The 24,395-nt window shown below is 51.6% G+C and carries 21 protein-coding genes; 13 read left to right on the plus strand and 8 right to left on the minus strand.

Features of this window, described 5'->3' with window-relative positions; translation table 11 throughout:
* Positions 1-118 precede the first annotated feature (118 nt).
* From BD_RS15765 to hemH, 9 genes are read left to right on the plus strand one after another with little or no spacing between them, the layout of a single operon-like run.
* Positions 119-1,027 carry a Rossmann-fold NAD(P)-binding domain-containing protein gene (locus tag BD_RS15765; RefSeq protein ID WP_011165779.1) on the plus strand — a complete coding sequence of 303 codons (909 nt, stop codon included), beginning with the start codon at positions 119-121 and terminating at the stop codon, positions 1,025-1,027.
* Positions 1,018-2,526 (plus strand): hydroxymethylbilane synthase, encoded by a 1,509-nt coding sequence (gene hemC, locus BD_RS15770; RefSeq protein ID WP_011165780.1) that lies wholly within the window; start codon positions 1,018-1,020, stop codon positions 2,524-2,526. Before BD_RS15765 ends, hemC begins: the two co-directional genes overlap by 10 nt.
* The gene (gene hemL, locus BD_RS15775) at positions 2,514-3,794 is read left to right on the plus strand and encodes a glutamate-1-semialdehyde 2,1-aminomutase (protein WP_011165781.1); all 1,281 of its coding nucleotides are present in this window, start codon (positions 2,514-2,516) and stop codon (positions 3,792-3,794) included. The genes hemC and hemL overlap by 13 nt, the downstream gene beginning before the upstream one ends.
* Complete coding sequence (locus tag BD_RS15780) at positions 3,795-4,670, plus strand: sensor histidine kinase (protein WP_011165782.1); 876 nt, start codon at positions 3,795-3,797, stop codon at positions 4,668-4,670.
* Positions 4,667-5,341, plus strand: a complete 675-nt coding sequence (locus BD_RS15785) for a response regulator transcription factor (protein WP_011165783.1) — start codon at positions 4,667-4,669, stop codon at positions 5,339-5,341. Before BD_RS15780 ends, BD_RS15785 begins: the two co-directional genes overlap by 4 nt.
* Complete coding sequence (locus BD_RS15790) at positions 5,338-6,357, plus strand: uroporphyrinogen decarboxylase (protein WP_011165784.1); 1,020 nt, start codon at positions 5,338-5,340, stop codon at positions 6,355-6,357. The genes BD_RS15785 and BD_RS15790 overlap by 4 nt, the downstream gene beginning before the upstream one ends.
* Positions 6,354-7,703 carry an oxygen-independent coproporphyrinogen III oxidase gene (gene hemN, locus BD_RS15795; RefSeq protein WP_011165785.1) on the plus strand — a complete coding sequence of 450 codons (1,350 nt, stop codon included), beginning with the start codon at positions 6,354-6,356 and terminating at the stop codon, positions 7,701-7,703. The genes BD_RS15790 and hemN overlap by 4 nt, the downstream gene beginning before the upstream one ends.
* Positions 7,700-8,917 carry a protoporphyrinogen/coproporphyrinogen oxidase gene (locus tag BD_RS15800; protein ID WP_011165786.1) on the plus strand — a complete coding sequence of 406 codons (1,218 nt, stop codon included), beginning with the start codon at positions 7,700-7,702 and terminating at the stop codon, positions 8,915-8,917. The genes hemN and BD_RS15800 overlap by 4 nt, the downstream gene beginning before the upstream one ends.
* Positions 8,910-9,917, plus strand: coding sequence for a ferrochelatase (gene hemH, locus BD_RS15805; protein ID WP_011165787.1), 1,008 nt, complete (start codon positions 8,910-8,912; stop codon positions 9,915-9,917). The genes BD_RS15800 and hemH overlap by 8 nt, the downstream gene beginning before the upstream one ends.
* On the opposite strand, the gene BD_RS15810 is transcribed toward hemH, so the two are convergent.
* Together BD_RS15810 and BD_RS15815 are read right to left on the minus strand one after the other, a co-directional pair.
* Positions 9,914-10,594: an LrgB family protein gene (locus BD_RS15810; RefSeq protein WP_011165788.1), complete on the minus strand. Its 681-nt coding sequence runs from the start codon at positions 10,592-10,594 to the stop codon at positions 9,914-9,916. The genes hemH and BD_RS15810 overlap by 4 nt on opposite strands.
* Positions 10,591-10,944, minus strand: coding sequence for a CidA/LrgA family protein (locus BD_RS15815; RefSeq protein ID WP_041583633.1), 354 nt, complete (start codon positions 10,942-10,944; stop codon positions 10,591-10,593). Before BD_RS15815 ends, BD_RS15810 begins: the two co-directional genes overlap by 4 nt.
* Positions 10,945-11,095: 151 nt before the next feature.
* Between BD_RS15815 and BD_RS15820 the strand changes: the two genes are divergently transcribed.
* On the plus strand, positions 11,096-12,400 hold the full coding sequence (locus BD_RS15820) for a D-alanyl-D-alanine carboxypeptidase (protein WP_048349796.1): 1,305 nt from the start codon (positions 11,096-11,098) through the stop codon (positions 12,398-12,400).
* A 7-nt stretch (positions 12,401-12,407) separates the two neighbouring features.
* Positions 12,408-13,070, plus strand: coding sequence for an ankyrin repeat domain-containing protein (locus BD_RS15825; RefSeq protein WP_011165791.1), 663 nt, complete (start codon positions 12,408-12,410; stop codon positions 13,068-13,070).
* An 87-nt stretch (positions 13,071-13,157) separates the two neighbouring features.
* Here BD_RS15825 and BD_RS15830 read toward each other — a convergent pair whose 3' ends face one another.
* Complete coding sequence (locus BD_RS15830) at positions 13,158-14,774, minus strand: DEAD/DEAH box helicase (protein WP_226988065.1); 1,617 nt, start codon at positions 14,772-14,774, stop codon at positions 13,158-13,160.
* Between the two features lie 98 nt (positions 14,775-14,872).
* Entirely contained in the window at positions 14,873-15,688 is an 816-nt protein-coding gene (locus tag BD_RS15835) for an alpha/beta fold hydrolase (protein ID WP_011165793.1), read from the minus strand.
* Between the two features lie 152 nt (positions 15,689-15,840).
* Here BD_RS15835 and BD_RS15840 point away from each other — a divergent pair, with 152 nt between their 5' ends.
* Positions 15,841-17,043, plus strand: a complete 1,203-nt coding sequence (locus BD_RS15840) for a poly(A) polymerase (RefSeq protein WP_157865729.1) — start codon at positions 15,841-15,843, stop codon at positions 17,041-17,043.
* A gap of 146 nt (positions 17,044-17,189) precedes the next feature.
* Complete coding sequence (locus BD_RS15845; protein ID WP_011165795.1) at positions 17,190-17,951, plus strand: cyclic nucleotide-binding domain-containing protein; 762 nt, start codon at positions 17,190-17,192, stop codon at positions 17,949-17,951.
* Positions 17,952-17,955: 4 nt separating this feature from the next.
* Here BD_RS15845 and BD_RS15850 read toward each other — a convergent pair whose 3' ends face one another.
* The 4 genes from BD_RS15850 to BD_RS15865 all read right to left on the minus strand — a co-directional run bounded on the left by BD_RS15850 (position 17,956) and on the right by BD_RS15865 (position 24,185).
* Positions 17,956-20,061: a prolyl oligopeptidase family serine peptidase gene (locus BD_RS15850; RefSeq protein WP_011165796.1), complete on the minus strand. Its 2,106-nt coding sequence runs from the start codon at positions 20,059-20,061 to the stop codon at positions 17,956-17,958.
* Between the two features lie 126 nt (positions 20,062-20,187).
* Positions 20,188-21,252, minus strand: a complete 1,065-nt coding sequence (locus BD_RS15855) for a protein-glutamate methylesterase/protein-glutamine glutaminase (RefSeq protein ID WP_011165797.1) — start codon at positions 21,250-21,252, stop codon at positions 20,188-20,190.
* A gap of 15 nt (positions 21,253-21,267) precedes the next feature.
* Complete coding sequence (locus BD_RS15860) at positions 21,268-22,137, minus strand: CheR family methyltransferase (RefSeq protein WP_011165798.1); 870 nt, start codon at positions 22,135-22,137, stop codon at positions 21,268-21,270.
* Complete coding sequence (locus tag BD_RS15865) at positions 22,134-24,185, minus strand: chemotaxis protein CheA (protein WP_041583634.1); 2,052 nt, start codon at positions 24,183-24,185, stop codon at positions 22,134-22,136. Before BD_RS15865 ends, BD_RS15860 begins: the two co-directional genes overlap by 4 nt.
* Positions 24,186-24,395 lie beyond the last annotated feature (210 nt).

The raw sequence follows: 24,395 nt of genomic DNA on the forward strand, positions 1-24,395 counted from the left end.
GGCCTCCACCCTGGGGTCTTAAATTGGGTCATCTGCTTAAATAACAGGCAGACTTTTGCATGAGCCATGACATTTCGATGACACTTTAATGAAAGGTTAGTGATAAACCTAATCCTACATGGAAGATATACTTCTCGTTCACAGAAAATCCAATAGAAACTTCTCTGAAGAATTCGCAGCTCTGCAAGACGCCGCGATCTTCAAGACGTGTCTGCGCAAGATCCTTTTCTGCACAGAAATGGAACTGGGCAACTATGCGGATGTGATTGAACCGGAAGACACTGTTCTTCGTGGCGAAAAGGCACTGAGTCTTTTGCTTGAGATTCTGTGCGGCCTTCACTCCCCGATCGTGGGCGAGACTGAAGTCTTCGGTCAGTTCAAACTTTTCGTCGATTCCCGCAAACAAATTCAGGACCCCTTGTTCGGAGATCACCAGAAATGGCTGAACTTCATCATGGCGGAAGTGAAGAAAACGCGCGCCCAGCATCTTGTGGGCCTGGGATCCCAAAGCTACGGCAGTCTTTTGCGTCGCTACACAAAAGACATGGACTCTGTCACCATCTGCGGTTCTGGCCATCTGGCTCAGGAAATCCTTCCGTGGCTGGCTTTGAAAAAGTCCGTTCAGGTGATCTGCCGTGAACCTGCAAAAATGCAGGCCTTCGCCGATAAATACGACAATCTTACCATTTCCACTTACAATGATGCTTTTATTCACGGCGAAGCTTTGGTGATTGCTGCACCACTTACTGATGAGCGCATTGTGGAGCTGATGAACAAACAAGACACTCGCCCTCACGCGGTCTATGACCTGCGCGGGGAAGCGAACGCCCTTTCGGACATCGTTGCATCGCAATTCTCTCATGTGGGTTTCATGGGTCTTAACAAATTCTTTGCTGAGATCGAGGAAACCAAAAAAGACACCACCACCAAACTGGAGGCTTTGAAAGCCGCTCTGCTTGAGCGCGCATTGGCCTTCACACAAAGGACAGAGCTTCGCCCACTTGGTTGGGACGACATATGCGCTTAAGAATTTCCGCAAGGAAAAGTGATCTGGCCCGTCTCCAGGCCTACATGGTCGGAGACGCTCTGAAAGAAAAAAATCCACAGATCGAAATCGACTACCGTTTTCGCGAATCCCTGGGTGATAAGAACCTGACCGATCCTCTTTGGAAGATTCCGGAAAAAGGCGTCTTCACCGAGGACTTCTTCGGCGAGCTTTTGCGTGATGAAACCGATCTGGTCGTGCACTCCTGGAAAGACCTGCCAACAGAGCACAAATCCGAAACAGTGATTGCCGCGACATTGCCGCGTGCGGATCAGCGCGACCTGCTGCTGGTGAAAAAGTCCCATTTCGACAAAATCAAGACCAGCAAAACACTGAAAGTGTTCAGCTCGTCCCCACGCCGCGAATACAACCTGACAGGGTTCTTCAAAGAACACCTGCCGTTTGGTTTGCAGGACGTAAAATTTGAAAGTGTGCGCGGAAACATGCTGACTCGCGTGCGCAAGCTGATTGAGTCCCCGGAAACCGACGGCCTGATCGTGGCCAAAGCCGCCTTTGACCGTTTGTTCTCTGCGACCTTGCCGGAATTCCTGGAAGGCCAGCAGCAGCTGCGCCAGTATTTCAACGAACTGAACTGGGTGGTTCTGCCACTGAGTGTGAATCCCAATGCCGCAGCCCAAGGGGCCTTGGCGGTGGAAGTCCTGAAGTCCCGTCAGGACCTGCAGGATCTTTTGCAGTCCATCCACCATGCTGACACCTTCCATTGCTCCCAAAAAGAGCGTGATGTTCTTTCCAGCTTCGGCGGCGGCTGCCACCAGAAAATCGGCGTTGCCGTGCTGGCCCGCCCTTATGGTCAAATCACCCTGCTAAAAGGGTTGACTGACGCAGGCCAGGTTCTGGACAAACGCGAGCTGAAACTGAACAATCCAGCGCCACAATTTGCTGCACAGGACCTGTGGTCTTCTGAAGTGACGGCCGAGCGTGAGGCCCTTAAAAGCTATCAGATTCCAGCTGGCACCAACGGACTGTTTGTCGCCCGCAGCGAGGCTTGGCCGGCGGACCTGAAGTGGTCTGATTTTGTATGGACAGCGGGCCTAAAAACGTGGAAAAACCTCTCTCAAAAAGGTATATGGGTGCACGGATGTGCGGAAAGCCTGGGCGAACAGGAAGAAGCCCTTATGGATATCCTGGCCGGCAAGAAACTGGCTTGGGCCAAACTGAGCCACGAGGACGGTTACGCTTCTGATCAGGAAAACATGACTCTGGTACCGACCTATACGCTGAAAGCGCAACAGGAATACCAGAATCTGTCGGGCAAGAAGTTTTACTTCTGGAGCAGCGGCAGTCAGTTCCTGAAAGCGGCCGAACAAGAGCCGGGAATTTTATCCCAGCACCACGCCTCCGGACCGGGCAACACCCACAAAGTGATCCGATCCTATCTGGAAGAAAACAAGAATTACGATCCCAAACGACTGCATGTCTTTTTGGATCAGGAAGACTGGAGAAAACAATGCACAAAGTAACTTCTGAAGAACTTTTCCAACGCGCCCTGAAAGTCGCTCCGGGTGGAGTTCACTCCCCGGTTCGTTCGTTCAAGGGTCTTGACCGCGCTCCGGTCTTCTTCAAAAAAGCCGAAGGTGCTTACCTGACTTCCGTTGAAGACAAAAAATACATCGACTTCTGCCAAAGCTTTGGCCCGCTGATCCTGGGTCACCTGGATGCGGAAGTGAAGGAAGAAGTTCACCGCATGGTGGACACGGCTTGGACTTTCGGTGCCACTGAAATCTATTCCCTGGAGCTGGCGGAATGGATCACCAGCACTTTGCCGTTCATGGAAAAACTGCGCTTTGTATCTTCCGGCACTGAAGCCGTGATGAGTGCTTTGCGTGTGGCGCGTGCGGCAACAGGTCGCACTAAAATTCTGAAATTTGAAGGCTGCTATCACGGCCACGTCGACAACCTGCTGGTCAAAGCCGGCAGCGGTCTGGCGGGAACAGCGGCTTCTTCCAGCGCGGGCATCCCGGCGGAAGTGGCGGCTCACACTGTTGTGGCTCCATTGGACGACGAAGCGAAATTGGCTGAAGTGTTTGCCGCTCAAGGCAAAGACATTGCCGCTGTGATCATTGAACCACTTCCAGCCAACTATGGTCTTTTGGTTCAGCGTCCTGAGTTCCTGAAGAAAGTGGCTGAACTTTGCGAAAAGAACGGCAGCTTGCTGATCTTTGATGAAGTGATCTCGGGCTTCCGCGTGGGCTTGGGTGGCATGGTTGAAAAAACGGGCATCCGCCCGGACCTTGTGACCTACGGTAAAATCATCGGTGGCGGCTTCCCTGTGGGTTGCTACGGCGGCAAAGCCGAACTGATGAACATGGTGGCCCCAAGTGGTGACGTCTATCAGGCCGGAACTTTGAGCGCGAATCCGATCGGTATGCGTGCGGGTCTGACGACGCTTAAGAAAATGCAGCGTGTGGATGGCTGGAACGTACTTGAACAAAGAACCAAAAAATTCACTGACGCCATCAAAGCCGGTTTCGTAAAAAAAGGCGTAAACCTTGAGATCAGCCAGGTGGCTTCCTTGTTCTGGATCCACGGCCCGACGGCAAGTCCGATCCGTTCCATCGACCATATCCCGGCAAACCAAGGTGGCAACTTCAAGAATCTGTTCCTGAAAGCCCTGGATAAAGGTGTTTATCTGGCGCCAAACGCTTACGAAGTTGGTTTCGTTTCTTTGGCTCACTCTGATGAGCTTTTGGAGCAGGCGGCACAAATTATCGTGGATGCGGCGGAGTAAATGACTAAATCCTTCCTCAAACCCCATATCAAGACGGCATTGGCGATCCTGTGGTTCGCCTTTACCTTCTCGCTGGTGGGTTGGTGGTGGGTTTACTTCCTGCTGAAACTCAGCCCTGAAAACGCTTCACTTGAACAGATGAGAACCTCTCACCGCATGTTTGCGTGGGAAGGTTCGATCCTGCTGGCGGCGATCCTGTTTGGCGGGATTGCTTTGGTGATCTTCACCTACCGCGATCAAAAGCGCCACCAGCGCCTGCGCTTCTTCTTTTCAACGTTCAGCCATGACATCAAAACCTCTATCGCCCGTCTGCGCCTGCAGGCCGAAGTGCTGGAAGAGGATTTGAACACAACATCGCATCCGGTGATGAAACGCCTGATCCAGGACATTCAGCGTCTGGATCTGCAACTTGAAAATTCCCTGCTGCTGGCCAACCTTGAGGCCGGTCAGCTGTTGAAAGAACAGGTGTCTTTAAGTGATCTTCTGTCCAGTCTGCGCAGTGAGTTTTCCGAACTTACTGTGGAGCTTGAACGCGAAGCCAAAATCCTTGGCGACCGTCGCGCGCTATTAAGTGTTCTGCGCAATCTTCTGCAGAATTCAGTCTTGCACGGCAAAGCCACCACGGTGAAAATCCGCGTGCGCCCCCACGGCGAGGGCCACATCGAACTGGTGATCCAGGATGACGGTCTGGGCTTTAAGGGTATTCTAAAAAAACTAGGCTCCGAGATTCTGATGTCCCAGGATGTGCGCAGCAACGGCATAGGTTTGCTGCTGACAAAACGTCTTCTGGAAAAGATGAACGGCGACATCTGGTTTGAATCGAAGGAAAACGAAGGCTTCAAATCCCATATTGAACTTGAAGGGACTTTGCCATGAGAAAAATCCTTCTGGTTGAAGATGACATCTCTTTGGGTGAAACCCTGAATGCACGCCTGCAAAGGGACTATGAAGTTTCCTGGGCAAAATCCTTGAGCGAGGCCTGGTCCCTGTTTTCAAAAACCAAGGACTATGACCTGGCAATTCTGGACGTGGGCCTGCCTGATGGCAGCGGTTTTGAGCTTGCGGCAAAACTAAAAGCCACCGCTCCCATCCTGTTCCTGTTCCTGACGGCACAAGCCGATGCGGAATCCCGTCTGCAGGGATTTGAGTTGGGCGCAGAAGAATACATCCCCAAGCCTTTCCATTTGAAAGAGCTTTTGATTCGCGTAAAGCATGTGCTGGATGCCCATGCCCCGACCCGCGAACTGCAACTGGAATCCTGCGTGGTGAACTTCACGCAGATGTCCGTGACGAAGAAAACCGGTCAGATTGAGTACCCGCCGGTGACGGATCTGAAGATCCTGCAGCTTTTGATTGAAAAATCACCACGGGTGCTAAGCCGTGATGAAATTATGAACGAAATCTGGGGCGTTGATAAAAATCCCAGCCATCGCACTATCGACAACATTATCGTACGCCTGCGCCAGCTTTTGGGCGATGACGGAGAAAAACACATCCGTTCTGTTCGCGGCGTCGGTTATCAATGGTCCACTGAGGAGGCAACATGAACACTTTATTCCACAACGCACTTAAAAGAACTCCTCAGGCTGTTCCACCCATCTGGTTCATGCGCCAGGCGGGCCGCTATCACAAACACTATCAGGGCATGCGCGCCAATCATTCTTTTGACCAGCTTTGCAAACGCGCGGAGCTGGCGGCGGAAGTCGCCCGTGGCCCGGTAGCCGAATTTGATTTCGACGTTTCCATCCTTTTCAGCGATATTTTGTATCCGCTGGAAGCTCTGGGCATGGGCTTGGAATACACCGATCACGGCCCGCAACTGGGTTTCAAACTGACTCCGGAAACCATCGGCACGTTGGGTGGTGTGGAAGAAGCAGTTAAGTTTATGCACTTCCAGAAAGAAGCCGTGCAAGCGACTCGCGCGGTTCTGCCTTCCAATAAAAGTCTGATTGGCTTTGTGGGCGGTCCTTGGACCTTGTTCGTTTACGCAGTGGAAGGATCCCACGCAGGTTCTTTGATCCAGTCCAAGAAACTGGCTCCGATGTTCCCGCAGTTCCTGGAAAAGATGTACCCGCTGCTCAAAGAAAACATCCGCCTGCAACTGGAAGGTGGCGTTGAGATCGTGATGATCTTCGACACCGCTGCCGGCGAAGTTTCACCTCTGTTCTTCCAGGAATGGATCCAGCCGGTATTGGCCCGTCTGTCTCAGGACTATCCGGGCAAGATCGGTTACTATTCCAAAGGCACCCAGGCGGTGTTCTTCAATGACGCCTTCAAGGCACTGCCATGGGCAGGTCAGGGCTTCGACCACAGAAATTATCTTCCGGATTGCTTCAACATCCAGAACAAAGGCTTCGTTCAGGGCAACTTCGACCAAAGCTTGCTGTTCATGGATGAGGCTGACTTCAAAAAGGCGATGCACACCTACCTTGCGCCAATGAAGAACATGAGCAAAGAACAGCGCGCCGGCTGGGTCAGCGGCCTGGGCCATGGTGTTTTGCCGAAAACTCCTGAAAAGAATGTAAAACTGTTCGTAGATACTGTCCGTGAGGTGCTGTCATGATGAAAGATCTGCTGGCTAAATACGACGTACCGGTTCCCCGTTACACTTCCTATCCGACCGTGCCTTACTGGGAAACCAATCCCACCACGGATCAGTGGGTGCAGCATCTGCGCGCCACTTTGAAAGAAGGCACTGGCGGCTGGTCCCTGTACCTGCATATTCCTTTCTGCGAAAGTCTTTGTACTTTCTGCGGTTGCAACAACATCATCACCAAAGACCACAAGCGTGAAACACCGTACGTGGATATGGTTTTGAAAGAATGGCAGCTGTATCTGGATCAGGTTCCCGAGCTTTTGGAAAAACCGCTGAAACACATCCACTTGGGTGGCGGCACACCGACGTTCCTGTCGGCGGAGGCTTTGACCCAGTTGCTGAAACCGATTCTTTCCCGCGTAAAAATCGATACCCATGATTTTGAAGGTTCCATCGAAGTGGATCCTCGCCGCACCAATGCGGCTCAGTTGAAAGCTTTGCGAGAGCTGGGCTTCAACCGTGTCAGCATGGGTGTTCAGGATTTCCATCCCGAAGTGCAGCGTCTGGTAAACCGTATTCAGCCTTTGGAAATCACCCAGAAGCTGACTCAGGACGCGCGCGACATGGGTTATACATCCGTGAACTTTGACTTGATCTATGGATTGGCTCGCCAGACCCCGGAATCCATCACAGAAACGGCAAAGGCAACCGTGGCTTTGCGCCCGGATCGTATTGCTTTGTACAGCTTTGCCCTGGTTCCTTGGATCAAGCCGGCGCAGCGTCTGTTTAAGGACGAGGACCTGCCAAAGGCTTCTGAAAAACGCAGACTGTATGAAATCGCCCGTGGCATCCTGATCGAAGGTGGTTACGTGGAAGTGGGCATGGATCATTTTGCCCTTCCAACCGACAACCTTTGCATTGCGATGAATGAAAAACGCCTGCACAGAAACTTTATGGGTTACACCGATCAGCGCACGGATGTATTGCTGGGCATGGGTGTGTCTTCGATCTCTGAAACTCCTTACAGCTTCCATCAAAACGAAAAAGTTCTTCCGCTTTATGAAGCGGCTTTGAACGAAGGCCGCCTGCCAACTTTGCGCGGGCACATTTTGACTGAGGAAGACAAAGTCCGTCGTGAGCAGATCTTGAATCTGATGACGAACTTTGAAGTGCCATTCGTCAGTGAGGCGCAGGAAAACCAATCCAAGGAATTCCTGGCTGAAATGATCAAGGACGAACTGGTTGAGATCAAGGACCACAAGCTGATGGTGAACGAAGCCGGACGCCCATTCCTGAGAAATGCCTGTGCATTTTTCGATGAGCGCTTGAAAACCAAACAACCACAGACCAAAATCTTCTCTCAATCCATATGAAAACAGTGCATGTAATCGGCGCGGGCTTTGCGGGACTGACAGTGTCCCTGAGGCTCGCCCAAAAAGGCTTTCAGGTAGAACTTTATGAATCCTCGGACCGTGTCGGGGGATTGCTGGGTACTGACCAGACACCTTATGGCATCGCCGAACGTGCCGCCAACGCCCTGATTCGCACCGAAAAAGCCGAAGGCCTTTTCAGCGAACTGGGGCTGACTCCCAGTTTTCCCCTGGAGTCCTCTAAAAAACGTTTCCTTTTCCGCAATTCACCGAAGGCATGGCCGCTGACCTTCCTGGAGACACTGACCCTGATCGGCCGTGTGCTTCCCCGTGTTTTGATCGGCGGAAAAAAAGTCCTGCGCCCTCAGGCCGGAGAAACCCTTCTGAACTGGGGCGAGCGCAGAATCGGCAAAGCTCCGACAAGATTTCTGCTGGGCCCTGCGATGCAGGGAATTTACGGCAATGAGATCACCCATCTTAGCGCCAGTTTGATTCTGGGTCCGCTCTTTTCCGGTGCCAAGCGCAGCAAATACAAAGGTCTTCTGACCGGCCCCGGCGGAATGCAGGACCTGGTGGACCATCTGCAAACCCGACTGCAGGAATTGGGTGTAAAGATTCACCTGAATTCCAATGTGAACCTGGCCTCTCTTGAAGGGCCGGTGGTTCTTGCGACCTCTGCAAAGGCCGCAAGCGTGCTGCTGGCGGAAAAACATCCTGAATTTTCCAAAGTTCTTTCCAAAATTCAGATGTCTTCACTGATGAGTGTGACCTTGTTCTTCACCAAGGCTCAGGAAGAATTCAAAGGTTTTGGCTGCCTGATACCACGCGGATTTGATCTGAAGGCCCTGGGGGTTCTGATGAATTCCTATATCTTCAAGGACCGCGACAAAACCTACAATGAAACATGGATTCTGGGCGGTCAGCAGGAAGAGGCGTTACTGGATCTTCCTGACAACGAAATTCTGAAACTGCTGGCCGACGAACGCTTCCGCATTCTGGGCCAGAAAGACACCCTGCTGGATTACCGTATCAACCGCTGGAAAAAGGCTTTGCCATTTTATGATCTTAATCTGGAAAACGCCCTGGCGGACCTGGCGGAAGTGCCCGAGCCAGCAGGCTTCTATCTGCATGGAAATTATCTAAGCGGTATTGGATTAAGCAAAATTCTGGAACGCAGCGATTGGATCGCCGAAAAGATTGCGAGTGAACATGGGTAAAAAAGGTCTGTTGCTGATCAATATTGGCAGCCCGAAGTCCTATCAAGTCAACGATGTGAAAAAGTACCTCAGTGAATTCCTGATGGATGAAGATGTCATCACTCTTCCCTATGTTTTGCGCTGGCCGCTGGTTAATCTTTTGATTGTTCCCCGCCGCGCGCCGTTTTCAGCGGAAAACTACAAAAAAGTCTGGATGAAAGAAGGCTCTCCGATCGCGGTTTACACCCGCCGATTTGCCGCGCTTTTACAGGAAGAATTGAAAGACCAGTTCGTGGTCAAAGTCGGCTTGCAGTACAGCGAGCCTTCCGTAGAGTCCGCCCTTAAAGACCTGCAACAAGCCGGTGTCGACGAGATTCTGGTGGCCCCGATGTTCCCGCAGTATGCCGAAGCCACCAATGGCAGCTCATTCAAGCTGGCCGAGCGCATGGCGAAGAAACTTCACCTGACCGCACCGCTTCGCCGCCTGCCTGCATTCTTTGACGACGCCTCTTTCGTCGGGACCTCTGTGAAGCTGGTCGAAGAAACCCTGCAGGACAAAGAAGTCGATCACTATCTGTTTTCATTCCACGGTCTGCCTGAAAGCCACGTGCGCAAGATCCCTGGCTGCCTGACCACCGAAGACTGCTGTTTTGAGAAAAACGCCTGCGCCAAGAACTGCTATCGTGCCCAGTGCTTTGCCACTGCGACGGCGATTGCTGAATCTCTCAATCTGGCTCCAAGTCACTGGAGTGTCGCCTTCCAGTCCCGTCTGGGGCGTGCAGAATGGCTGAAACCAGCAACAGATCACAGCCTGGAAGTGCTGGCCAAAACCGGCAAAAAGAATATCGCCGTGATCTGCCCGTCTTTTGTGGCTGATTGTATTGAGACCCTGGAAGAAATCGGCATCGGCGGGCAAGAGACCTTCCACGAACACGGCGGTGACCAGTATTATCTGGTCCCTTGCGTGAACGACAACCCGAAGTGGGTTCAGGGCTTTGCCGATCTGGTGAAAAGCATCTAAGGAATCAAAGAAAGTATCAAAGGCACAATGATGGCGGTCATCAAACCGTTGAGCGCCATCGCCAGCCCCGCAAAGGCTCCGGCCATCTCGCCGATCTGAAAGGCCCGGACTGTTCCCAGTCCATGGGCCGCAAGTCCCATCGCAAACCCCTTCACGACCGGATCTTTCACCCGCACCAGTTTCATCACGGTGGTCGCCACCAAAGCACCCACAATCCCGGTGATCATCACAAAGACTGTCGCCAAAGAAGGAGCTCCCCCGATTTTTTCGGCGATGCCCATGGCAATCGGAGTCGTTACAGATTTCGGTGTCAGCGACAACAGCACTTCATGCGGAAGCCCCATAAAGGCCCCGATAAACACCGCGCTTAAAATTCCCACGGCCGAGCCAATCACCAAAGCCACCATCAAAGGCACCAGCACCCGGCGCAAACGATCCAGTTGATTATATAGTGGCAAAGCCAAAGCCACCGTTGCCGGACCCAGCATGAAATGAATCGGTCGGACCGCCTGGAAGTATTCACGATAGGGAATTTTAGCAATCAGCAAAACCGCGATGATCGCAAACATGGAAATAACCGGCGGACTTAACAAAGGATTGTCCTTTCCCCACGCACTGATGCGTCGGGAGGCCAGATAAAACCCCAGGGTCATGATCAGGGCCCCCAATTCGATCATGGGGCCCCCTTGGTGCCGACTTTCATCAGTTGATGAAACACGAAGGCGGTCATACCCAAAGTGACAACCGTGCTGATCAGCACCGTCACCACCATGCCCACACCGTATTTGCCGAAAAGGTCGAAGTATTCAATGACCCCGACGCCTGCCGGAACAAAGAAAAGGGCCAGATGGGCGGTAATGGACCGGCTCAGGATTTCGACCTTGTCCTTTAATGAAGGGCGCACCAGCAGGGCTATAAAGAAGAAGACCATGCCCAGAACCGGGCCCGGGATAAAGAGCTTAAACAGGGCCACCACGGCTTCCCCGAGCAGCTGGAACACTAATAGGATAACAAAGGCCTGAATCATGCCCCCGACTGTATCCTCCCCCGTTCGGGCCGTCAATTTGCGGCACCCCTGACAAAGACCTGAACAGCTTCATGGTCTCCAAACCATTTAAAGCCATCTCAAGGTGGTACAAATCATGAAATACAGCCAGTGTCTCAAAGGAGAGGTAGTGATGATTCCAGCTTTGGCCAAAAAAATTCTGCACGTTACTGTTGGTACGCTTCTAGTCAGTTCCGCCGCTTCTGCGAAAGTTTACTTGAATTCCATGTGCCATATGGCCGCCAATTCAAAAACCCAGCAGATCCAAGGCGATGACAACAAAGACGACAAGTTCCCTTTGGCTTCAATCTCCAAGGTTGTAACCACCTTATGGGCTGTAGACCGTCTGGGTCCTGACTATCGCTTCAAAACCAAACTGCATGTCACACCAACTGCCAACGGTTCTTACGATATCCATATCGAAGGCAGCCGAGATCCACTGTTTGGGCGTAACATGTCCTATTTCCTGATTTCTGAACTAAACCGCATGAAAATCACCAAGATCGAAAAGCTGACTTTCGATGAAAACTTCCTGTTGGCGTGGTTGGCGGAAGAAAAGCCGATGATCGGCGGAACGACACCTAAATATGACACCGTTGAACAGCAGGCCTCTATCGTGCGTGCGACTTTGACGTCCTCTTTTGCGACGGCTATCAGTCCAGGCTATTACACTATTCTGAAAACCAAAGCGGCTCGCATTGGCGTGCAAATGTCCAATCGTCCGAAGATTGACGTGCGCACGATCAGTTTTGTGAAAAAAGCTGAGTTCCAGAAAAACGAAAAGTCCACAACGATGGTTTTGATGTCTGCGCCACTGAAAACAATCCTGAAACGCATGAACAACCAGTCCAACAACTATATCGCCGACAATCTGTACTGGAATCTGGGTGGCACTGAGGCTTTCAATGCTTACATCGCCGGTAAAATGCAGGCCGACACATCAGATATCGAATTCCACAACGGCTCTGGCAACAACGAAGGTTCTGTCGCCAAACCGGTTTACAATGAAGCCACTTGTGAAATGATGATCAAGGTTCTTTACTCTTTGGATAAATCCCTGTCTGCAAAAGGCTACGACCTTTCTGACGTGATGGCGGTTGCTGCGAAAGACAAAGCCTCCACTGTGGGCAGCTATGGCGGCGTGATGGCTGGTTCAACAACGGCAAAAACCGGAAGTGTCAACAAAGCCAAAACTCTGATGGGATCTGTATCCACTAAGAACGGCGAAATCTACTTCGCAGTTCTGATGCACACGGATTATGACAAGTCCCGCTCTGACTGGGGTGTGGCTTCTCAACAGATCAAAAACAAGGTCAGCCAGTTGATCAATCAAAACGGCGGACCAAAAGCAATCAAGTACACCGAACAATTGCCATTGCCGTTTGATAAGTATTCTTACCTGACAAAAGCGAACACTATCACGACAGAGAAGAAATAGGTGACGTATGAAAAAATCCTATCTGCTGGCCGCTCTGATCTTTTTCCTCGCGGGCCTTCTGCATGGAACAGCTTTCGCGGCGTCAGGGAAGTCCAGCAAGGCCTTGAATGAAGCGGCGGAACAAGGTGATCTGGCCAAGGTGAAAAACCTGGTTCAGAAAAACAAGATTGATCTGAACGCTCAGGACGAAACCGGCATGACCCCGCTGATGAATGCAGCGATGGGTGGAAATCTGGATATCGTCAAATTCCTGCTTTCCAAAAAAGTGAATCTGGAACTTAAAAACAACGGCGGCGAAACCGCTTTGGCCTTCGCGGTGACCAACGACGCTTACGATGTGGCTGAAGAGCTAATCAAAGCCGGCGCCAATGTGGACATCATCGTGGCGGGCGACGAGGGTGACACTCTGTTCATGCGTGCGGCCCAGAACAACAAAAAAACCGCGGAATCCATTCTGGCGAAAAATAAATCGCTAATCAACAAGGCCAACACTCTGGGTGAAACGGCCTTGTTCGCAGTGGCTCGCTACGGCACTCCTGCAGACATCGACTTCCTTATTAAAAAAGGCGCTGATCTAAAACTAAAAAACAAAAAAGGCCAGACTGCTCTGGACGTGGCAAAAGAAGCCTCCAACCAAGACACGGCAAAAGCTCTCTCCAAAAAGAAATAAGACACAAAGACCCTTTCAGGGCATAAAAAAAGCCTGCTTCCATAACGGAGCAGGCTTTTTGCTTTTTCAGGGATTTGAAATACCTGATTAAGAGAACAGACGTTTGAAGAATCCTGCGACCTTCTGGCCGATGGATTTTTGCGCTGCCATTGGCACACGCTTCTTTGCAGAAGCCCCCTGGCGCGGCTGTTGTTGACCGTGCGGCTTGCGAGCCTGGTCGTTTCTTGGTTGTCTTTGTTCGCCACGTTTTGCATCGTGAGGACGCTTCGGACCACCCTCTTGTCTTCTTGGACGGCTGTCCGGACGCTGACCGCCACCTTGAGTCTGCTGAGCACCTGCACCCTGTGCAGATTTCTGCTGACCCTCTGGACGAGGACCGCGATCCTGACGAGGTCCGCGATCACCGCGCTCGCGACGAGGACCACGGTCACCTTCACGGCGAGGACCTCTGTCACCACCACGTCCACCTTCACGAGGCGCACGCGCACGGTCCAGAGACTTTGGATAATGACCGTCATAGCTGGAAGTCATCGGTTTAAAGTCTTTCAGCAACTGGTCGTTTTCCAGATAGCCGATTTCGATTTTGTGTTTCAGATAATCTTCAATGCGACCCAAAGACTCGATGTCCTTGTCGCCCACCAAAGAAAACGCCTGACCCGTTGTGCCCGCACGGCCGGTACGACCGATACGGTGAACATAGGATTCAGAGTCCATCGGCAGTTCATAGTTCACAACCATGTCCACGCCTTTGATGTCCAGACCGCGGGCCGCAACATCCGTTGCCACCAGCACGTTCATGTCGTTTTCAGCCTTGAACTGCTCAATCACGCGGTTGCGCTGAGCCTGGGTCAGAAGGCTTGAAATCGCCATGGCTGGGACACCGTTTTCGACCAGGAACTTCGCGATGCGCTCGACGCTCATTTTGAAGTTGGTGAAGATGATGGCTTGTTTTGGATTGTGCACTTTCAGCAAAGACAGAAGATGCTGAGGCTTTTCATCAGAGCCCACGTGGAAGATCTGGTCTTTCACGTTGTCCGCTTTGGCCTGGTCACGGCTGATGTTGATTTCCACCGGCTCGGAACCGAACTGATAGATGGTGTTCAAAACATCAAAGTTCAAAGTCGCACTGAACACCAGCAACTGACGCTCACGAGGAACGCGCTGAAGGATGTACTTCATGTCGTCCTTGAAGCCCATATCAAACATTCTGTCCGCTTCATCGAAGACGATCGCACGAACCTGTTTCAGGTCCACCAGATGTTCTTTGTACAGATCGATCAAACGTCCCGGAGTCGCCACGATGAATTCAACACCGTTCTTCAACGCCTCTTTTTGTTTGTCGTAACCTGTACCGCCATAAATCGCGAAACCACGAAGGCCGGAATCAACGCTCAGTTTGTTGATGTTGTCCTGAACCTGCTCTGCCAACTCGCGCGTGGGAACCAGGATCAATACGAAGTTCTGAGGCTTCCAGTCTTTGTAAGCTCTTTTTTCGATCAGGGCTTTTTGCTCTTCGGTCACCTCACCCTGGATCGGGCGGGCTCTGAGGATACGTTCCATCACTGGAATCACGAAAGCAGCGGTTTTACCTGTTCCGGTCTGAGCAAGGCCGGCAACATCTTTACCGTCCAAAACCGGCGGGATGGCCTGTTCCTGGATCGGCGTGCAATCATCATAGTTCAACTTCTGGATTGCAGATAACAATTGGGAATCTAAATTCAATTCTGAGAATTTCAAGTTTCTATACTCCGGTCTGAAGCTCCCAAACTACTTAGCAGGGAGCCAAATGTCAAAGCAGGCGCTTAAAAGCCGCCCACAAACAGTTTCACGGCCTCCGAAAAGGCCTGAGGTTGATCTGAGTGGACCCAATGTCCAGCTCCAGGTATTACGACGCCCTTAATCATAGGGTTGCTAGCCAGCATTTTGTCGTAGTTCTCCTGACTGAGTTCCTTGGAGTTTCCTCCGCGAACCAGCAGGGTTGGCACTTTCAGGGACTTCACTTCATCCCAGCGGTCGTCTGTGCGCCCCAGGCGGACAGAGTCCAGAATGCCTTGTTTCGAAAACCGCCAATCCACAGTTCCGTTGGCTTGCTCCACCATATTCGAATAGAAGTAGTTCGCCATCACCTGGATGTTTTCCCGAGTCTTCGCCGTTTTGACAAAGTCCTCGAAGAAATAGCGCTTGGCCTCGTCTCGGGAGGCAAAAGGGCTGGGAACCAGATTCAACAAATACTCGTAATACTCATGGGCCGTGGGATTGGCCTCGGGCCCAATGTCTTCGATCACCAGGTGGGACACATACTCGGGGAATCTGGAAGCAAAGTTCAGGACGTTACGGCCCCCCATCGAGTGCCCGACCAGAACAAACTTCCCCCACCCCAACTCATCCACAATCTTTTTGAGGTCGTCCGCATAGTCTTCGGGACTGTAACCCTCGGGCGGCTGGAAGGATCTTCCGTGCCCGCGCTGGTCATAGGCCAAACACCGTTCGGTCGCCTCAATCCCCTGTATGATCCGGCGCCAGTTCTGCCCATAGCCCATCAGACCATGAACAAAGACCCATTTGCGCCCGTCTTCGGGACCATACAAGAGATGATAGAAATTATTGAGGTAAGACATATCCTTTTATACTCCCGGGCGAGGGTGCCGTCATGTTGATTTATTCAAAAGACCCTCAATTATTTCAAGGACTTAAGATCAAAGACTTGTCCTGCCGGTCTTTTGTTATTCAGGTTTGAATTTTGATGCGAAGGGATGTAGATTCAGCCTCAATGACTGCCCAGCAAAAACCCCAGCTCCACGAGGACTGGATCGACTCCTACGCATTAAGAATTGTCCGTAACCTTCAAGACGCCGGTTTTGAAACCTATCTTGTTGGTGGTTGCGTTCGTGATTTGCTTGTTGGGATTCATCCGAAAGATTTCGATATCGCCACCAGCGCTCACCCCAATCAGGTGCGCAAAAAAGTTCCAAACGCTTACGTGATCGGCCGTCGTTTCAAGCTGGTGCTTGTTAAGCGGGGCGATCAACAGTTCGAAGTTGCAACTTTCCGTCGCAATGTGACCCAGGAAGAACTGGCTGATCAGGGTGATGACTCTGTTGAAGGCGACAATTACTTCGGCACAGTGGAAGAAGACGCCGTTCGCCGCGACTTCACCTGCAACGCTGTCTTCTACGATCCGGGTCAGCACAAGCTGATCGACTATTGCGGCGGCATTCAGGACATTGAAAACCGCGTCCTGCGCATGATCGGTGACCCGAAGGCGCGTTTCATCGAAGATCCGATTCGTATTTTGCGTGCGATCCGTCTTTCTCACAAACTGCATTTCTCGATTGAAACCACCATGCGTGCGGCGATTGCTGAATGCAGCAGTGAACTGAAAAAATCCGTTCTTCCGCGTCGCCGTGAAGAGTGGCTGAAGTTCCTGCGCCTGAAAGAACCCCACCTGGCTTTCATGGAATTGTTTGACCTGCACATTCTGGAACAGATTCTGCCGGGCCTGCATTCCGTGTTTGTTGACGCCCATAAAATGGAAATCTTTGAAATCCACCTGGCGCGTATCAATCTTTCCGGCATCGACAAGAATGATCCGATCGAATTGTTTGCCGGGTTTATGATGGCCTTCATGAAAGCCCAGTACGGCGAAGAGCCCTGGAATCATGACGACCTTTCCAATGATGCAAAGCTTGCCTACTTCATGCGTGAAGAGATGGGTATCTTCAAACAAGAGATCGCCATCTTCTTCAAAGCTCTGTATCTGATGCAGGGCCTGCATAAGATTGAAAGCTACAGCCGCAAGGGCGAACGCCGTCAGGCAGCCTTTGTGATGAACGAGTCCTTCCTGCTGGCGATGAAGCTTGCGAAGATGGATTATTCCCTGTCACCTTCTCAGATGCACTACTGGGAACAGCAGTATGAAAAGTTCTCGCGTGGACCGGCTCCGCGCCAAAAACCTGAGGAAACCCACCACTAAGTCCGCTAAGGGTCTCAGTTCAAGACATCCACGATTGAATTGAGACCGGTCTATTGAAGCCACCATTCAAAAGCCTGATAATAAGACAATGTCACCCAGCGTGGATTGTCTTAAAAATCCACGTAAAACAACGGAAGGTTTTTGATATGGGACGGAACGACCAAAAGAAGAACACTTTCCTGATTATCAGCGGGGATAAAACCCGGATCCATAAATGCACTGACACCCTCAATCGAAACTTTGAAAACTGCTCTGTGTTTCATGGCTCTGAGTGGTTTGAAGCCAAGTACAAGCTGGACAACGTTCATCCCAAAGCGGTGCTGGTGGATGAGTATCTGCCCAAGGGCTCAGGCTTTGACATCGTCGCCAAAATTCTGAAAGAAAAAAACAACGACGACATTGCGATCATCATCATGTCCTATGTCGCCGACCACGACATCTTCAAACACGAAGTCGCTTCCGGGCGCATTCAGTTTCTGACTGAACCCGACCGCGAAAAAGCCCTGGTCGACTGTGTTTCAAAAATCATTTCCCCGAAAGTCGACAGCAACCAAGCCCAGTACGAGCTCAAACAACTGCAACCGGGCGACGTGCTGTTTAAAGAGGGCGACATGACCGAGGTCGCCTACATCGTGAAAAAAGGCAGTCTGCGCGCCTATTCCGAGGGCCCGGACGGAGAAAAGATCATGTTCGGAGAAATTCTGCCCGGCGAATTCGTGGGCGAGATGGGGCACTTCAATCACGAACCCCGATCGGCCACGGTGGAAGCCATCACGGAAGTGGAACTGATCGCGATTCCGAATGGCTCGTTGGACAATGTCATCTTTGCGCGCCCCTCGTGGGCAAAAGCTCTGGTCAAGACCCTGTCACTGCGGCTGAAGAAAGCCAACAAGGCCCTGACCGGCTGACAAACTACTTCAGCTTTTCCCAAAGATAGGTGTACTCGAGAGCGTTCCACAGGATCGCTTGTTCGATGTTCGCGCTGCCTGCGTGGCCGCCTTCCATGTTTTCATAATAGTAAACCGGATGCCCCTGTTCTTTCATACGTGCCACCATCTTGCGTGCGTGGCCCGGGTGAACGCGGTCGTCCTTGGTGCTGGTCATGATAAACACTTCCGGGTACTTTGCCTCTTTGCTCAGGCGCTGATACGGCGAGTATTTCAGAATGGCTTCACGCATCTTTGGATCATCCGGATCGCCGTATTCGGCCATCCAGCTGGCGCCTGCCAGCAGCTTGTGATAGCGAAGCATGTCCAGCAAAGGCACACCCACAATCACCGCATTGTACAGATCCGGACGCTGCGTGAAGGTCGCCCCCGTCAGCAGACCCCCGTTGGATCGGCCCGAAATACCCAGATGCTGTGGCGACGTGAAACCGCGTTTGATCAGGTCTTCTGAAATCGCGATGTTGTCTTCGTAAACCTTGTAGCGGTTTTCTTTCAGCACGGATTGATGCCATGCCGGACCAAACTCACCCCCGCCGCGCAGGTTGGAAATCACATAGACCCCACCCTGTTCCAGCCACACTTTACCGACCGTGCCCAGATAACTGGGCTGCATCGGCGACTGGAATCCGCCATACCCGTAAAGCAGCGTCGGATTTTTGCCATCCATCTTGATGTCCGCCTTGGAAGTCACAAAGTACGGGATCTTCGTTCCATCTTTGCTGATGGCCTCAAAACGCTGGGTCTTCATGCCCTGGTTGTTGAAACGATCCGGAGATTTCTTCAAAAGCTTGAGCATGTTTTTGCTATCACTCGCATCACCCAGGTAGGTCGATACCGGAGTGAAGAAATCCATGTACTGAGCCAGATACAGATCACTTTCCTCTTCCGTGGAGGTGACATAGGCCATGCCGTTTTCACCCAATGGCACGGATTCGGTTTTGAAGGTGTCCTCATTGGTGAAGGTCACTTTTTCGATTTTGGAAAGCACGTTGTCTGTTACATGCAGCATGATGTGGTTTTTGGTTGGATTCATGCCTTGAATGAATCTTTTGTCGGTCGGGACAAAGATCGCCTTCAGGGACGCTTGAGCCTTTTCGCCTTCGAAGATTTTATCGAATGGCATGAACACGATGCTGCCCGTTTTAAGATTTCCCAGATCAGACTTCAGCTCAAAGAACAGTTTGTTTTTGAAAACACCCCAGAACTCGGAATCCGTCGGCATCGGCAGACGCGTCTTCACACCCTTGTCATCTTCGTACCAGTTTTCGCTGGAATAGAAGCCAGTGCGGATGGAATGGAAGACATGTTTGTTGTCGCCGTCCAACTGCACATAGCTGTACACGGACATGTCTGTAGGTTCGCCTTCCATCACCAGCTTGGCCTCGCTGACTGGTGTGCCCCGCTTCCAGATTTTGGTGATACGCGGGTAACCTGAGTCCGTCATACTGCCCGGACCGAAATCCGTTCCCACATAAACGGTGTTATCGTCCTTCCATTGAACATTGCTTTTTGCCTCAGGCAATACAAAGCCGTTCGTCACAAACTGGCGGGTTTTCATATTGAATTCACGCACCACAGTGGCGTCCTTGCCCCCGCGGGACAAATAGACCAAAGCTTTTTCGTGAGCCGGTGGCAAAGTCATTGCCCCCTTCCACACCCAGTTTTCATTTTCTTTTTTGGCCAAAGCATCAATATCCAGGATCACGTCCCAGTGCGGGTGTGAGGTCATATAGTTCTGCAGGGTGGTTTTTCTCCACAAGCCGCGCACGTGCTTTCCGTCCTGCCAGAAATTATAAAGCTCGCCATTCTTCAGATGCACAGCCGGCACGCGGTCTTCCGCCAGCATGATCTTTCTTAAGTCATGCTCGATGGTTTTAAAGCGTGGATTTTGTTGAAAGTGCTCTAGTGTGCGTTTGTTTTCCGCCTTGGCAAACTCCAGGGCTTTTTCGCCTTCCACTTCTTCCAGCCACAAATACGGATCGTGCATGAGGGACTCCTTCTTGAATTGATTCGTTGTCGTACAAGCCACCAGCAGCAGGGGGCCCAGGATCAAACTTTTGCGGAAATTCATTGATGTCTCCTGACGGATTTCAGGGACTTATTCTAACCGGACGGCGGAATGAAGCAAGAAGGACAATAAAAAAAGCCCGAAGTTTCCTTCGGGCTTGGGTAAAACACTTTTTTAAAATTTGCTGGACTAAGCGGCGTTACGCGTCTGCAGCTGTTTCAGCAGATCCCCTGCGATGCGATCCAGCGGCAGAACTTTGTCTGCGGCCCCCAGCGCCACCGCTGCGGCTGGCATGCCGTACACCACGCAGGTTTCTTCATTCTGAGCCACTGTATAGGCACCGGCATTTTTCATTTCTAAAAGCCCTTCAGCGCCGTCCTTACCCATACCGGTCAGAACAACACCCATGGCATTCTTACCCACGTATTTAGCCACAGACTTCATCAGATAATCCGCCGCGGGACGAACACTGTGCAGGGCCGGGCCCTGATGCAGCTTTACGTAATAGAAGGCACCACTGCGCGTGATTTCCATGTGATAGTTGCCTGGGGCAATCAACACACGCCCTGGCACAACCTGATCGCCTTCCTGCGCCTCTTTTACCTCAAACGGGAACATCTTATCCAGATTTTCAGCAAAGGACTTGGTGAAACCCGGTGGCATATGCTGCACCACCAAAGTTCCCGGAATATCCGCCGGCATGCCGCTCAGAAAGACTTTCAGGGCTTCAGTACCACCCGTAGAAGAAGCCACCGCCAGCAACTGGTGCGTGGTTCTTGCCAAAGAGGTGCTGGCCACCTTCTGCACGGGAGCACCCGGATTGGGCACCACTGCTTTGATCGGATTGATGCGGGCTTTCGCCACGGCTTTTACTTTCTCAATGATCGCCGCCGACAGTGTTTCCAGGGACTGGGACACGTCGATGGACGGCTTTTCCATGATTTCAATCGCACCGGCTTCCAGAGCACGCAGGTAGGTCTCAGAGCCGGTCTTCGCCAAACTTGAGAAAATGATCGTGCGGGTCGGGAAATGCTGCATGACTTTTTCCAGGAAGCTGATGCCATCCATGCGCGGCATCTCCACATCCAAAGTCATTACATCGGGCTTAAGTGCCACCAGCTTGTCGCGGGCGATGTAAGGATCTGAAGCGGTGCCCACCACTTCAATGTCGGCGCAGGAGGAAAAGATTTTCTCCAGCAGCTTTCTAATCACCGCAGAGTCATCAACAATAAGGACACGAATCTTTTGTGCCATTAGGGCCTTCTTTAATTAAAGTTTTTGATAAACTGCGCGAGACATCGGCTTCAAACCTGGATGTTTCACGTTGCCTGATTCGGAGTGCCCCAGAACCAGATAGCCACCCGGCGCCAAACAGGACACCAGATTGTCGATCACACGTTTTGTTGTCGGCTCATCAAAATAAATCAGCACGTTACGGCAGAAGATCACATGGAACTTGTGCTGGAACTCGTACTTGGGATTCATCAGATTGAATGGTGCAAAACGGATCATGTTATGAATCTGATCCTTGGCTCTCCAGTACTCGTCGCCGTCAGCTTTGATTTTCTCAAAGTACTTCGTACGCTGCACAGGCGGCAGCCCCTGCATCTCGCGTTCCTCATAAGTCCCGGTAGAGGCCTTTTTCAGAACCTGCAGGTCAATATCCGTCGCCAGCAAACGAGGTTTGGCTGATGGCATTTCAGGCTGTGCTTCACACGCCGTCATCGCGATCGTGTATGGCTCCTGACCCGTACTGGCCGCCGCACACCACATGCGCAGATCCGCGCCAAACTTGCGGTGCAACTCCGGCAGAACGGACTTCAGGAAGTCGAAGTGATTCGACTCACGATAAAAAGACGTCATGTTCGTGGTCAGGGCCGAAATAAATTCAGACACCATTTCGTTGCCACCGGATTCAAGCTTGGACCAGTATTCTTCATAGGTCTTCAGGGAATGACGACGCAACAGTTTTACAATTCTATTGCGGATCAGGGCATGATTCTTTGGTGTCAGTGGCAGATCCACCCCGGCCAGGTCATACATGCGCTCAGCAAACTTCATGAACATTTTGTCCGTAAGTTTGATGTCTTCAAAGTCATATAGAGCGCCTGTGGCCTCGTTCTTCTTTACAGCGGTCATGCGGCCATTCCTCTTCCATTAGCAACGTTATTTACCAAAGCACCTGGCTCCAAAATCAAAACCGTACGGCCATCACCCAGGATCGCGGCACCCGCCACTTCCGGGATGTCCTGACCGGTGGTGATTGGTTTTACAACCACCTGCGCCTGCCCCAGGACGTCGTCCACCGGGAAAGCCATCTGACCAGTCATGGATTCAATGATCACCAGCATGGTTTCCTCACGGCGGGCACTCAAAGAGTTTTCACGGCGTTGAGCCAACTGCTGGTCTTTTTTGTTCAGACTCCAATTGATAGACCCCAGAGTTTTAGAAACATCAATCACCGGCAACAAGTGACCACGGATGCTGGCCACTTTCCCTGCGCCGGAGATGTTCGTGTAGTCCTTTGGAAGGACACGCACGATCTCGCGGATCGAATGAATCGGCAAAATGTAACGAGCGCCATCCAAAGCCACAATGATACCGTCAGTGATTGCAGTACTCAGAGGAATTGTCAGACGGAACGTCGTTCCCTGACCGGCCTTGGAGTAAATATTGATCTTACCGTTGATTTTATCCAGATTGGATTTCACCACATCCAGCCCCACACCACGACCGGACAGATCCGAAATCTTATCCGCAGTCGAGAAGCCCGGATAGAAGATGTATTGGAACACCTGTTCATCAGGGATGGACGCCGGGTCCACACCTGCAGGCACAAAGCCTTTTTCAATGGCTTTACCCAGAACCTTGTCACGGTTGATACCACCACCGTCATCTGAAATATCGATGATAACGTTACCGCCGGATTGTTTCGCCGACACGGTGACTTTGGCCGTTGCGGGTTTACCGCGCTCTTGACGAAGTTCTTTCTTTTCCACCCCGTGGTCCATCGAGTTACGAACCAAGTGAACCAAAGGGTCCCCCAGAAGCTCGAACACCGTTCTTTCAACCTCGGTTTCTTCACCGATCAGTTGCAGGTCCACTGGTTTATCCAAAGTCAAAGACACGTCACGCACAATACGCTGAATCTTGATGAACATGGATTTCAGCGGGGTCATGCGGATGCTCAAAGTTTTTTCATACAATTCACGAACAGCCTTGTCGAGCTGATCAACAATGGCTTCCAGGCGCAGATTCACACCGCTGCGAACTGTTTCGTCATGCACCAGCTGATTTTTCAATACAACCAGCTCACCCACGGCATCCAGAACCGAATCCACACGACCGGTGTCAACTTTGATGGCGCTGGTCGCATTCTTGGCATTCTTGTTATTGCCACCACCACTTCCAGATGCGGCTGCCGCCGCTGCTGGTTTGGCTGCCGCAGCTGGAGCTGCTTTTGCAGCTGGTGCCGAAGCTTCAACCGGTGTTTCCACCACCTTCAGAACCGGAGCCGTTTTTACTGCCTCTGCTTCCGCCACCGGGGCCGCTTCTGCAATGGCCGTTTTAAGTGCAGCCTCTGCTGCCTCTTTGGCATGGAATTCAGCCTGATCTTCAGGAGACATTTGAGCCAGCAGTTCAGCCAGCAGATCATGATTAATCAAGTCGTCTTCAGCTCCCGCAGAAGCTTCCGCCGCAGGTGCCTGGGCAAAGAAGTCATCCGGAGCTTCCACTTTGGGTTCATCTGCGGATGGCGCCGGAGCATGAGCATGCTTGGAGGCTTTCCCGGAAAGCTGCTCCGTGATCGCAATCAGTTCCGCGGTCAACGCGGATGGATCCCAAGGACCACCCTGTTGCTGCTGAAGGGCCGCCACGCGGTTCTTCAATTCGTCACCAGATTGCAACAACAAAGATATCACCGTGGAATTCACCAGTTCGGGACGTGATCGCAGAAGATCCAAAAGGTCTTCCATCACATGGGCAAATTTACACAAGTCTGCAAGACCGACAGCCGCAGCTCCCCCCTTAACAGAGTGGGCCACCCGAAAAATATCCGTAAGGTCTTTGGCTGGGTCTTCACTGTTTTCCAGCCTCATCATGTATTCCTCGTACTGCTCCAGCATAAATGCGGACTCATTCAGGAAATCCATTTGTAGTTCTTCAAAGAAAGAATTGTCACCGCTCATGTGCGCTCCATACAGATTAGAAAATCACATGAACATATCGGTGATCGAACATCTGAGCTATTTAGACCCTTGGTCCAGAATGAGAATCAATCCACCCTCCGATGTAAAGAATTAATGAAAGGCCCGACCATTGTCCCGCAATGAGGCGCTAAATATCTGAGAATATTATTTTTTCATGCCAGCGAGAAATTCTCTTAAGTCACCTTGGTT

Source organism: Bdellovibrio bacteriovorus HD100 (assembly GCF_000196175.1).
Classification (GTDB): domain Bacteria; phylum Bdellovibrionota; class Bdellovibrionia; order Bdellovibrionales; family Bdellovibrionaceae; genus Bdellovibrio; species Bdellovibrio bacteriovorus.